Raw genomic sequence first — 11,560 nt, forward strand, 5'->3', positions numbered from 1 at the left:
AGCGGCCTGTAAACCGGCCAAAAACGCGGCATTTTTGCGGAAAAAACCCTGAGCAGACGCAAACGTTTAACACTACGCTTATCATAGAGTTAGATAAGCACTGGAGTCCGATTTTCATGGCAACAATTAAAGATGTGGCGAAACGCGCTGGCGTCTCAACGACGACGGTTTCGCACGTCATCAATAAAACCCGCTTTGTCGCAGAAGAGACGCGTAACGCGGTCTGGCAGGCGATAAAAGAACTGCACTATTCGCCAAGCGCCGTGGCGCGCAGCCTGAAAGTGAATCACACCAGAACGCTGGGCCTGCTGGCGACATCCAGCGAAGCCCCCTATTTCGCAGAGATTATTGAAGCGATTGAGAATCACTGTTTTGACAAAGGCTATACGCTGATTCTGGGGAATTCGCATAACGATCTGCAAAAACAGCGCGCCTATCTCAGCATGATGGCGCAGAAGCGTGTCGATGGTCTGCTGGTGATGTGCTCAGAATATCCAGACGACCTGCTGCAGATGCTGGAAGAGAACCGTAACATCCCGATGGTGGTAATGGACTGGGGCGAATCGCGCGCCGACTTCACCGACACGGTTCTGGATAACGCGTTCCAGGGCGGCTATCTGGCAGGACGCTATCTGATTGAACGCGGTCACCGCGACATTGGTGCTATCCCCGGTCAGATGGAGCGTAATACCGGTGGCGGACGTCATGCCGGTTTCCTGAAGGCGCTGGAAGAAGCCAGCATTCAGCCGCGCGCCGAGTGGATTGTCCAGGGTGACTTTGAGCCGGAGTCGGGCTATCAGGCGATGCAGCAGATCCTGTCACAGAAACAGCGCCCGACGGCGGTGTTCTGCGGTGGTGATATCATGGCAATGGGTGCAATTTGCGCCGCCGACGAAATGGGTTTGCGCGTACCGCAGGATATTTCGGTGATCGGTTATGATAATGTGCGCAACGCCCGCTATTTCGCACCGGCCCTGACCACCGTGCATCAGCCTAAAGCTCAGTTAGGTGAAAAAGCGCTGGATATGCTGCTGGACCGCATCACCAGTAAGCGTGAAGTGTCACAGACGATTGAAGTACACCCTACGCTGATTGAGCGCCGCTCGGTGGCCGACGGTCCATTCCGCGACTATCGCCGTTAATCCTCGCTTAACCACTCCTGATTAAGCGTTTGCGCATCACCCAGGTAGCTGAGCAACCAGCCAGTCGCCGGTGATGCGCGATCCTCAGCCCAGCTGACACAGCAGGGACTGTCCCGAAACGCCACCGGCAGAGTCAGTTCAACCAGATCGCCGCTGTCGAGCAGTGGCCTGGCAAGATGACCGGGCACCATCGCCACACACAATCCCGCCTGCACGCACTCCAGCCCGGTTTGCCATTCCGGCACCACCAGCCTGCGCTGGTTATCCAGCGTCCATGTCATTCGGCGCGGCAGTGCGCGTGAAGTATCTTCCAGCACCAGTGACGGCCAGCTACGCAGCGTGTCGTCATCGATCTGGCTCGCCTGCGTCAGGGGATGATCGGGCGCGACCACGCAGCGCCAGTTGAGTGTGCCCATATCGCGAAACGCAAAACGTCCGCCCACCGGAATCGCCTGGGTGGCCCCAATGGCCACTTCTACCCGGCCATCGGCCAGCGCATCCCAGACGCCGTTAAAAACTTCATAACTGATGATCAGCTCCATGTCGGGGAAATGGCGATAGAAATCTTTAACCAGTTGCCGGGTGCGCTGAGGTTTAGCGATACGGTCAACAGCGATGCTGAGCTGACCGCGCCAGCCGTTGGCCAGCTGCTGACACTGTCGTCGTGTGGCTAGCATTTTTTTGATGACGCTGCGCCCTTCACGGACAAAATGCTCGCCTGCCGGAGTCAGTACCACTTCACGGTGCTGACGCTCAAACAGCGGCACCGCCAGCCAGCTCTCCAGCTGCCGCACCGTGTAACTGATGGCAGAGGGCACCCGATGTAACTCCTGCGCAGCAGCGCTAAAGCTGCCGCCACGGGCGACTGCGTCAACCACTTCTAATGCATATTCTGACCACATAATCTGCCTTCAAAATTTTTAACAGCAAGCGGCAAATATTACCGTTTCACAGCAGCAAACGCACCTTTTACACTCTGCCGCGTTTATCCTGCAAAAATGAGAATGAGATGTTGTCGAATAAAGGATTTATGCCTTACCTTGCCCTGCTGAGCATGCTCGGCTTTTTAGCCACCGATATGTACCTGCCCGCCTTCGGCGCGATGCAGCAAACGTTTAACACCTCACCCGGCCTGATCAGCGCCAGTATGAGTCTCTTTCTGGGAGGCTTCGCTGTGGGTCAGCTCTTCTGGGGACCCCTCTCCGATCGCATCGGCCGTAAACCTGTGCTGCTGACCGGGCTGGCCATGTTTGGGGTCGGTTGTGCAGGCATGCTGTGGGTCAATGATATCTATCTGATGCTGGCGCTGCGTTTTGTTCAGGCGATTGGCGTCTGTGCTGCTGCTGTTAGCTGGCAGGCACTGGTCGTGGATCGCTACCCTGCCGCACGTGCAAACAAAGTCTTTGCCACCATTATGCCGCTGGTTGCACTCTCTCCGGCACTGGCCCCGTTGCTGGGCGCCTGGCTGATTGGTCATTTCCACTGGCGTTCAATCTTCCTGGTGCTGACCCTGATTGCGGTAGCGCTGATTCTGACCACGTTGCGTCTGCCCACTGTTCGCAAAGTCGCAGGTGAAAAAAAGGCACAGCCGGGTTTCTTTACTCTGCTCAAATCGCGGGTTTATAGCGGCAACGTGCTGATTTACTCTGCCTGTTCTGCCAGCTTCTTTGCCTGGCTGACGGGTTCGCCGTTTATTCTGGCAGATTTGGGTCTCTCGCCTGCCGACATCGGCCTGAGTTATGTGCCACAGACCCTCGCCTTTTTAATAGGTGGCTTCGGCTGTCGCGCCCTGCTCAACCGCTTTAACGGTTCACAGTTGCTGCCCTGGTTACTGGGTATCTACAGCCTGAGCATTCTGGCGCTGTTTGCTGTTGCGCTTGCCGGCAACAGCACGCTGGTTAGCCTGATGGTTCCATTCTGCGGCATGGCGCTGGCGAACGGCGCGATCTATCCGATTGTGGTCTCCAGTGCATTAATGCCCTTCCCGAATGCTACCGGCAAAGCGGCCGCATTGCAGAACACACTGCAGTTAGGTCTGTGCTTCGCCGCAAGCCTGGCAGTATCAGCCGGATTAACTCAGGCGCTGTTTACCACCACACTCACGATGACGGCGACCATTGTGCTCGCGCTGTTCGGCTTCGCCATGCAGCGTGCCGCCAGCGCACAAAGTGTTGTTGCCTCAGCGCAACCTGCCTGCCAGGATAATCACTGACACACTGACTTCTTAGTTAGCATCCTAACAATAAGTCATTGAATATTGACCCGCGTGAGAATATACTCATTCGGGTCAACAAATCTGTAATAAATCAACAATATAATAACGTAATAATCTGATTGGCACCCTGTTGCCGGGACGGTATTCGCGCGCGTTATTCTCATCTTGCCCGTCCAGCTGCAGGCTATTCCAGTCCTCTGTATCACACAATAACCGGTGTGCGGAGTCATCCGTAACGTTTCTCAATGCCTGACGAAATTGGCTACTCTTTGTTCAGGTTCAGATTGGACAGGTGGTGGAAAAGCTATGAGTTCATCTTATGCTGAAGTAGTGAGCCCGGAAGAGAACCATTGGTATCGCATCGTTCATGAACTGCTGGAATCAGCGGATGTCGAAATCAATGGTTCACGTCCATGGGATATTCATGTTACGCATCCAGGTTTTTTTAAACGTGTTCTGCAGGAGGGTTCACTTGGGCTCGGTGAGAGCTATATGGATGGATGGTGGGAGTGTGACCGGCTGGATATGTTCTTTCACCACGTACTTAAACATAAACTCGATCAGCAATTGCCTCACCACTTTAAAGATACGTTGCGCATTGCCGCCGCTCGCTTAACGAATCTGCAATCAAAAAAACGGGCCTGGATTGTCGGTAAAGAACATTACGATCTCGGCAACGATCTTTTTTCACTGATGCTTGATCCTTATATGCAATATTCCTGTGGCTACTGGAAAGAGGCCACGACGCTGGCGACAGCACAGGAAGCCAAGCTGGATATGATCTGCCGGAAATTAGCGCTGGAACCCGGGATGTCGCTGCTGGATATTGGCTGTGGCTGGGGCGGACTCGCGGAATTTGCTGCACGTCATTACGGCGTCAAAGTGCATGGCGTGACGATTTCCGCCGAACAGCAAAAACTGGCGCAGCAGCGCTGTAACGGATTAGACGTCACAATTCTGTTGCAGGATTATCGCGATCTGAATGAGCAGTTTGATCGTATTGTTTCAGTGGGAATGTTCGAACATGTCGGGCCAAAAAATTACGCCACCTATTTTGATGTGGTCGATCGTAATTTAAAACCTGACGGTATTTTCCTGCTTCACACTATTGGTGCAATTAAGACCGATATGAGCGTCGATCCCTGGATCGATAAATATATCTTCCCCAATGGTTGTCTGCCGTCAGTGCGTCATGTAGCGGATGCCAGCGAGCCCCACTTTATTCTGGAAGACTGGCATAACTTTGGTGCTGATTACGACAAAACATTGATGGCCTGGCATGAACGCTTTGTGCAGGCCTGGCCAGAACTGGCTGATAAATATGGTGAACGCTTTAAGCGGATGTTCTCTTATTATCTCAATGCCTGTGCCGGTGCCTTCCGGGCGCGTGATATTCAGCTGTGGCAGATTGTGTTCAGTCGCGGTGTTGAGGGCGGATTACGGGTGGCGCGGTAGGGTCATGTTAAGAAGATGCTGCCGCGCTAAAGGCTTTAAAAAGGGGCCTGTTCAGTTTTGAGCGTGTAACAGCACAGGAACACAGAAAGATTTGAAAGAGACAAACCCGTTATCCGTGGCGGGGGACGCTTTCCTCTTCTGACTGTGTTCCCTGTGCTTCAGGCTATTATATCGCTGCCAGATTCACCCGGATGGGCTCCCCAGCAATCTTTGACGCTTATTAGCTCTCGGCGTCAGTCTGGCCGGTCAGCATGCTCATCGCTGCCGCGGCATCGCGCTGTGCTAATACCCGCTCAACGGTCTCTACGATTGCCTGCGTGTGTGGATCGATCTCAATATTAACCCGATCGCCAAACGTCTTCGCGCCCAGCGTGGTGCGCTCCAGCGTTTCCGGGATCAGATAGACGCAGAATTTGGTCTTCGTCACATCGCCGACTGTCAGGCTGATACCGTCGATGCCGACAAAACCTTTATGCAGAATATATTTCATCTGCGTCGGGTCCTGGATTTTAAACCAGACTTCGCGGTTATGTTCTGACTGGATAATCTTGCAGATCTCAGCGGTGGTCATAATATGACCTGACATCAGATGACCGCCTATTTCATCGCTGAATCGGGCTGCACGCTCAATATTGACCACATCACCCTGACGTAAATCACCCAGGTTAGTTACCCGCAAGGTCTCTTTAATTAAATCAAAACTGACCCAGTCGCCGTCAATTGCCGTCACGGTTAAACAGCAACCGTTGTGCGCGACAGATGCGCCCAGCGCCAGACCCGGTAAAAGCGCTTCCGGCAGTCGGACAGTGTGGGTACGAAACAGTTCTTTCTCTTCAATGGACACGATTTCTGCGGTGCCCTGCACAATACCGGTAAACATAGTCTTTGCCTCTGCGAAGTTTGCGCTAGTTTATCACAGCTCAGGTCAGGTGTTAGATTTCAGCCGACGCCCTCTATTTAATGACGGCGTAAAACGCATTGTGTGACAAAGATTGGCGAATGCTATTGCGCCAGTTACACTAGCCCGCGCAATTTCCTGGGCTTTTCTGCCCTTTTAATTCTTTCAACAAGTCAGGTGTTAACGTGCAGAAGTATTTAACAGAAGCGCGTCAATTGCTGGCCCTTGCGATTCCAGTCATCCTTGCTCAGGTGGCGCAAACCGCAATGGGATTTGTGGATACCATTATGGCCGGTGCAGTCAGCGCCACGGATATGGCCGCCGTTGCTGTCGGCACCTCTGTCTGGCTTCCGGCCATCCTGTTTGGTCATGGTCTTCTGCTTGCATTGACGCCCACCGTTGCGCAACTCAACGGTTCAGGTCGCCGCGAACGCATCGGCGAACAGATTCGCCAGGGATACTGGCTCGCTTTCTTCGTCTCGCTGCTGATTATGTTGCTGTTATGGCATGCAGGCTATCTCATCCGGGCGATGCATGACATCGATCCTGCGCTGGCGCTGAAAGCAGAAGGCTATCTTCATGCCCTGCTGTTTGGCGCGCCTGGCTACCTCTTCTTCCAGGTGCTGCGCAACCAGTGCGAGGGGCTGTCGAAAACCAAACCCGGCATGGTGCTGGGCTTTCTGGGCTTGATGTTCAACATCCCGCTCAACTATGTCTTTATTTATGGGCACTTCGGCATGCCTGCCCTGGGTGGTGTCGGCTGTGGTGTAGCGACCGCCTCTGTTTACTGGGTGATGTTTATCTGTATGCGCTTCTGGGTGCGCCGGATGGGCAGCATGCGTGATATCCGGCTTGAGAGCCGCTGGTCGCCTCCTTCGCGTCCGATTCTGAGCCGCCTGATGACGCTGGGATTGCCAGTGGCATTGGCACTCTTTTTTGAGGTCACCTTGTTTGCCGTTGTTGCTCTGCTGGTCTCGCCACTGGGTATCGTCAATGTGGCGGGTCACCAGATTGCGCTGAACTTCAGTTCACTGATGTTTGTGTTGCCGCTGTCGCTGGGTGTCGCGACCACCATTCGCGTCGGTTATCGTCTGGGTCAGGGGTCCACCGAGCAGGCACGGGTCGCGGCCTGGACCGCTCAGGGTGTGGGCATCAGCATGGCCGCGCTGACCGCGATTTTTACCGTCACGTTTCGTCATCAGATCGCCCTGCTCTATAACGATAATCCCGAGGTGGTGACACTGGCGGCACAGCTGATGCTGCTGGCGGCCATTTATCAGTTTTCGGACTCGATTCAGGTGATTGGCAGCGGGATCCTGCGCGGCTATAAAGATACGCGGTCGATTTTCTTTATTACCTTTATTGCTTACTGGCTGCTGGGACTGCCCGCTGGCTACCTGCTGGCACTGACCGACTGGATTGTGCCGCGGATGGGTCCGGCGGGTTTCTGGTGCGGTTTTATTATCGGTCTGACTTCAGCGGCGCTGATGATGCTCTGGCGTATCAGACGGTTACAGCAGTTACCGGCGGACATCATCCTGACACGTGCAGCACGATAGCTTTAAACGCGGGTCATTCGTGGCCCGCAATGTCGAAAAAAACGACGGTTAGCACAGTTGCTGCTCAGTCATGGCGAAAAAACTATTTTCCCCTTGCCAGGCTTACACACTGCCGTTAATATTCGTCCCCGCTGTCGCCCTGACAGCATGTTGCGCTCTTAGCTCAGTTGGTTAGAGCACCACCTTGACATGGTGGGGGTCGATGGTTCGAGTCCATTAGAGCGCACCAAGTGCGTCCGTAGCTCAGTTGGTTAGAGCACCACCTTGACATGGTGGGGGTCGGTGGTTCGAGTCCACTCGGACGCACCAATATTTAGTATGCGCTCTTAGCTCAGTTGGTTAGAGCACCACCTTGACATGGTGGGGGTCGATGGTTCGAGTCCATTAGAGCGCACCACTTTCAGAATTCCTTCAGTTTGCGCAACGCCTCCTTTTATTGATCTGCATCGCTTCTCCCCTCTGCTTTTTGATTGGTTTTCGCATACTTAGCGTCTATACTGTCCCGCGTTGCTTACTTGAAAGGTTTCAGCGATCACGTGCTTACTGCGATAACTCAAATGATTTGCGCAACAACAGCGTGGTGGTTACCAACCGTAACCGCACAACTTCCCTGCACGCCTGGCCTTCGTCACCTATTCTTACTCAGTACTGCCCTTTTCAGTCTCAATCAGAAATTTCACTTCGATGCGCTGCCATCGAATTCCGCCCTTATTCATCCATCACAACTTACAGAAAATCCGTCATGAAAAAGACTAAAATCGTTTGTACAATCGGCCCGAAAACCGAATCCGAAGAGATGCTGACTCAGCTCCTCGAAGCTGGCATGAATGTCATGCGTCTTAACTTCTCGCACGGCGACTATGCCGAACATGGTCAGCGCATCACCAATATGCGTGCCGTTATGCAAAAAACCGGTCGTCAGGCCGCGATCCTGCTGGATACCAAAGGCCCTGAAATCCGCACCATGAAGCTGGAAGGCGGTAACGATGCAGCGTTGAAAGCCGGCCAGACATTTACCTTTACGACTGATCAGAGCGTGATCGGTAACAGCGAACGCGTTGCAATTACCTATCCAGGCTTCACGGCTGACCTGAAAATCGGCAACACAGTGCTGGTCGATGATGGCCTGATCGGCATGGAAGTCACCGAAGTCACTGAAAATACCGTGGTGTGTAAAGTCCTGAACAATGGCGATCTGGGCGAGAACAAAGGCGTTAACCTGCCAGGTGTTTCTATCCAGCTGCCCGCTCTGGCTGAAAAAGATAAGCGCGATCTGATTTTTGGTTGTGAGCAGGGCGTTGACTTTGTCGCTGCCTCTTTCATCCGTAAACGTTCAGACGTGCTGGAAATTCGTGAGCACCTGAAACAGAACGGTGGCGAACACATCCAGATCATCTCCAAAATTGAAAACCAGGAAGGCCTGAATAACTTCGACGAAATCCTCGAAGCGTCAGACGGCATCATGGTTGCACGTGGCGACCTGGGCGTTGAGATCCCGGTTGAAGAAGTGATCTTCGCGCAGAAGATGATGATCAAAAAATGTAATAAAGCACGCAAAGTGGTTATCACAGCCACCCAGATGCTTGATTCCATGATCAAGAACCCGCGCCCTACCCGCGCAGAAGCCGGTGACGTCGCCAACGCCATCCTTGATGGGACTGATGCTGTCATGCTGTCAGGTGAGAGCGCCAAAGGCCGTTATCCGCTGGAGTCAGTCACCATTATGGCGACCATCTGCGAACGTACCGACCGTGTGATGAAGTCACGCATCGACAGCCAGAGTGATAACCGCAAAATGCGTATCACAGAAGCCGTCTGCCGTGGTGCTGTTGAGACCGCTGAGAAGCTGGAAGCGCCTCTGATTGTGGTGGCTACCGAAGGCGGTAAGTCGGCGAAATCTGTACGTAAATATTTCCCGAACGCAACTATCCTGGCGCTGACTACCAATCCGACCACTGCACGTCAGCTGATCCTGAGTAAAGGCATTGAGACGCGTCTGGTGACTGAGATCGCATCAACCGACGATTTCTATCGTCTGGGTAAAGAAGCGGCGCTGGAAAGTGGCTTTGGCCAGAAAGGTGATGTCGTGGTTCTGGTGTCCGGTGCATTAGTACCAAGCGGAACTACCAACACCGCTTCCGTTCACGTCCTGTAAAACTTTCTTAAGCCATTATTTTGAAGCGCCTGAGTCAGGCGCTTTTTTTATTTCTACCTAAACCAAATACCAGAAAATTCCAATCGAAAATAACTATTCAAATACTCTTAATATTAAGGTTAATCCGATTAAATCTCTCTGTTTTCCCTTAATTTTTTTATCATATTCTGTGATCCGCTGCTTCTTTGAGCGAACGATCAAATTTAAGCATCTTCTCATCAAAAATTTATTCTCAACTTAAAAAGCTTTGTGTAATACTTGTAACGCTACATGGAGATTAACTCAATCTAGAGGGTATAAATAATGAATCGTACTAAACTGGTACTGGGCGCGGTAGTTCTGGCTTCAACTATGCTGGCTGGTTGCTCAAGCAACGCTAAAATCGACCAGCTGTCTTCAGACGTTCAGACTCTGAACGCTAAAGTTGACCAGCTGAGCAACGACGTGAACGCAGTGCGTTCAGACGTTCAGGCTGCTAAAGATGACGCAGCTCGCGCTAACCAGCGTCTGGACAACCAGGCTCACTCTTACCGTAAGTAAGAGTTCTGGTTTAAAAATGGCGCCTTTATGGCGCCATTTTTTTTGCCTGAATTCAGCACCCTTTCGGGTACGTGTTGCTTCAGGGTTGAACCGCTTTACCTTCAGTCTGTGAAACCGGATTCTCCGCGCTCGCAGAGGCACTCTCCAGCCCCGCAGGCAGCACGGTGTCACTCTGTACCGGCTCTCCACTGCTCACCAGCACAGGCATGCCTGAGCGGCGCGTTAAGCTGGCTTTAATCAGCGCGCTATCACTCTTCTCACTTTTCATAAACTTCTTCAGGTCACCGGTGATCGCAATCGGCATGGTCTGGGGATCGTCTTTGTCGCTATGGGATAGCGGCTGGTGTACTTCCACGTAGCGTTTCCCATCCGGCTCCACGGCGTACTTCACCGGCTGATTGATGATCTGAACACGCGTGCCTTTTGGCGCCGCGTTAAACAGCGCTTCAATATCCTCTGAGCGCAGGCGGATGCAGCCTGAACTGACGCGCATGCCGATGCCAAACTTCGCATTGGTGCCGTGGATCAGGTACTGGCCAGTGCCGCGCGCCAGACGCATGGCAAACTGTCCCATCGGGTTATCCGGTCCGGCCGGGACCACGCCGGGTAGCGTAATGCCCTCTTTGGCGTAACGCTTGCGGATGTTCGGAGTGGGCGTCCAGGTAGGATTCGGGATTTTCTGGCTGATTTGCGTCACCATGACGGGTGTTGCTGCGCCCAGCTGGCCAATGCCGATGGGATAGACGATGACTTTATCTTCCCCTTTGGGATAGTAGTAGAGGCGAAGCTCGGCGAGATTCACCACAATCCCTTCGCGCGGCGTATCGGGCAGGATCATCTGCAGCGGCACCGTCAGCTGGGTGCCCGCTTTGGGCAGCCAGGGATCGGTTCCGGGATTTGCCTCCAGCAGACCCAGCAGGCCGACCTGGTAACGGGACGCGATCGATTCCAGGGGTTGTTTATCATCGGGAACCTGTGTCAGGACGTTCTCGCCAATCAGGCGACTGTCAGGCGGTGGCAGCGGATATTCGGTGGCGAACGCGGGTGCAGAGAGCCCAAAACAGGTCAGCAGCAATGCACCGGCTAAACGTAAAGCAGGTTTCATGCAATTTTCTCGTCAGATAAAAAACAGACGCCGGATGGCGTCTGTGGAGTGTAACTTAGCTGAGGTTCTGAGCGGTATGGCGAATAGACCGAATCATCGCCTCCAGCCCCTGCGACCGGGTGGGCGTCAGGTGCTGCATCAGGGCCAGTTCGCCAAACCAGTGGCGCACATCCAGCGCCAGAATGTCGGCGGGCTGAAGGTTCTGATAAAGACTAAATACGATAGCAATCAGTCCTTTAACGATAGCGGCATCGCTGTCGCCTTCAAACGCAATCGAACCATCTTCCTGCGGGGTCATTCTGATCCACACCTGACTCTGACAACCCGAAATCACGTTTTCCGGCTGGTGTAAGGTTTCAGAAGATTCCGGAAGCTTTGAACCCAGTTCGATAATGTAGAGGTACTTCTCTTCCCAGTTGGCGCAACGATTAAAGTTGCGAACCAGTTTCTCTTTTTCAGGCAAAGTCGCCATCACTCACTCCGTTAAAACT

At 53.2% G+C, this 11,560-nt stretch carries 10 protein-coding genes and 3 tRNA genes; 9 read left to right on the plus strand and 4 right to left on the minus strand.

Annotated elements, in window-relative coordinates:
* The first annotated feature begins 116 nt into the window (after positions 1 to 116).
* Entirely contained in the window at positions 117 to 1,142 is a 1,026-nt protein-coding gene (gene purR / locus NP77_RS12595) for an HTH-type transcriptional repressor PurR (protein ID WP_003850290.1), read from the plus strand.
* Here purR and punR read toward each other — a convergent pair.
* A complete protein-coding gene (gene punR / locus NP77_RS12600) occupies positions 1,139 to 2,044 on the minus strand; it encodes a DNA-binding transcriptional activator PunR (RefSeq protein ID WP_039660343.1) in 906 nt (301 codons plus the stop codon). The genes purR and punR overlap by 4 nt on opposite strands.
* A 107-nt stretch (positions 2,045 to 2,151) precedes the next feature.
* Here punR and punC point away from each other — a divergent pair, with 107 nt between their 5' ends.
* Entirely contained in the window at positions 2,152 to 3,354 is a 1,203-nt protein-coding gene (gene punC / locus NP77_RS12605) for a purine nucleoside transporter PunC (RefSeq protein WP_039660344.1), read from the plus strand.
* Positions 3,355 to 3,663: 309 nt separating this feature from the next.
* Entirely contained in the window at positions 3,664 to 4,812 is a 1,149-nt protein-coding gene (gene cfa, locus NP77_RS12610) for a cyclopropane fatty acyl phospholipid synthase (protein WP_003850297.1), read from the plus strand.
* 220 nt (positions 4,813 to 5,032) lie between these two features.
* Here the strand turns inward: cfa and NP77_RS12615 are convergent, their stop codons facing one another.
* Positions 5,033 to 5,692 carry a riboflavin synthase gene (locus NP77_RS12615; RefSeq protein ID WP_039660346.1) on the minus strand — a complete coding sequence of 220 codons (660 nt, stop codon included), beginning with the start codon at positions 5,690 to 5,692 and terminating at the stop codon, positions 5,033 to 5,035.
* A gap of 203 nt (positions 5,693 to 5,895) precedes the next feature.
* Here NP77_RS12615 and NP77_RS12620 point away from each other — a divergent pair, with 203 nt between their 5' ends.
* The 6 genes from NP77_RS12620 to NP77_RS12645 all read left to right on the plus strand — a co-directional run bounded on the left by NP77_RS12620 (position 5,896) and on the right by NP77_RS12645 (position 9,964).
* Positions 5,896 to 7,269, plus strand: a complete 1,374-nt coding sequence (locus tag NP77_RS12620; protein ID WP_039660347.1) for an MATE family efflux transporter — start codon at positions 5,896 to 5,898, stop codon at positions 7,267 to 7,269.
* 152 nt (positions 7,270 to 7,421) lie between these two features.
* Positions 7,422 to 7,498 (plus strand) — tRNA-Val (locus NP77_RS12625).
* Positions 7,499 to 7,501: 3 nt separating this feature from the next.
* Positions 7,502 to 7,578, plus strand: a tRNA-Val gene (locus NP77_RS12630).
* Between the two features lie 11 nt (positions 7,579 to 7,589).
* Positions 7,590 to 7,666: transfer RNA gene (locus tag NP77_RS12635), tRNA-Val, on the plus strand.
* Positions 7,667 to 8,011: 345 nt separating this feature from the next.
* On the plus strand, positions 8,012 to 9,424 hold the full coding sequence (pykF, locus tag NP77_RS12640; RefSeq protein WP_039660349.1) for a pyruvate kinase PykF: 1,413 nt from the start codon (positions 8,012 to 8,014) through the stop codon (positions 9,422 to 9,424).
* Positions 9,425 to 9,727: 303 nt separating this feature from the next.
* Positions 9,728 to 9,964, plus strand: coding sequence for a major outer membrane lipoprotein (locus NP77_RS12645; protein WP_003853216.1), 237 nt, complete (start codon positions 9,728 to 9,730; stop codon positions 9,962 to 9,964).
* Positions 9,965 to 10,043: 79 nt separating this feature from the next.
* On the opposite strand, the gene NP77_RS12650 is transcribed toward NP77_RS12645, so the two are convergent.
* The gene (locus NP77_RS12650) at positions 10,044 to 11,069 is read right to left on the minus strand and encodes a L,D-transpeptidase family protein (protein WP_039660350.1); all 1,026 of its coding nucleotides are present in this window, start codon (positions 11,067 to 11,069) and stop codon (positions 10,044 to 10,046) included.
* A gap of 55 nt (positions 11,070 to 11,124) precedes the next feature.
* Complete coding sequence (gene sufE / locus NP77_RS12655; protein WP_003853221.1) at positions 11,125 to 11,541, minus strand: cysteine desulfuration protein SufE; 417 nt, start codon at positions 11,539 to 11,541, stop codon at positions 11,125 to 11,127.
* Positions 11,542 to 11,560: the final 19 nt, after the last annotated feature.

The organism is Pantoea sp. MBLJ3, from assembly GCF_000816655.1.
In the GTDB taxonomy this organism is placed as follows: Bacteria; Pseudomonadota; Gammaproteobacteria; order Enterobacterales; family Enterobacteriaceae; genus Pantoea; species Pantoea eucalypti.

Excerpts from the sequence above, each read along its gene's own strand:
- purR (WP_003850290.1), top strand. The coding sequence starts at position 117 with ATGGCAACAATTAAAGATGTGGCGAAACGCGCTGGCGTCTCAACGACG.
- punR (WP_039660343.1), bottom strand. The coding sequence starts at position 2,044 with ATGTGGTCAGAATATGCATTAGAAGTGGTTGACGCAGTCGCCCGTGGC.
- punC (WP_039660344.1), top strand. The coding sequence starts at position 2,152 with ATGTTGTCGAATAAAGGATTTATGCCTTACCTTGCCCTGCTGAGCATG.
- cfa (WP_003850297.1), top strand. The coding sequence starts at position 3,664 with ATGAGTTCATCTTATGCTGAAGTAGTGAGCCCGGAAGAGAACCATTGG.
- NP77_RS12615 (WP_039660346.1), bottom strand. The coding sequence starts at position 5,692 with ATGTTTACCGGTATTGTGCAGGGCACCGCAGAAATCGTGTCCATTGAA.
- pykF (WP_039660349.1), top strand. The coding sequence starts at position 8,012 with ATGAAAAAGACTAAAATCGTTTGTACAATCGGCCCGAAAACCGAATCC.
- NP77_RS12645 (WP_003853216.1), top strand. The coding sequence starts at position 9,728 with ATGAATCGTACTAAACTGGTACTGGGCGCGGTAGTTCTGGCTTCAACT.
- NP77_RS12650 (WP_039660350.1), bottom strand. The coding sequence starts at position 11,069 with ATGAAACCTGCTTTACGTTTAGCCGGTGCATTGCTGCTGACCTGTTTT.
- sufE (WP_003853221.1), bottom strand. The coding sequence starts at position 11,541 with ATGGCGACTTTGCCTGAAAAAGAGAAACTGGTTCGCAACTTTAATCGT.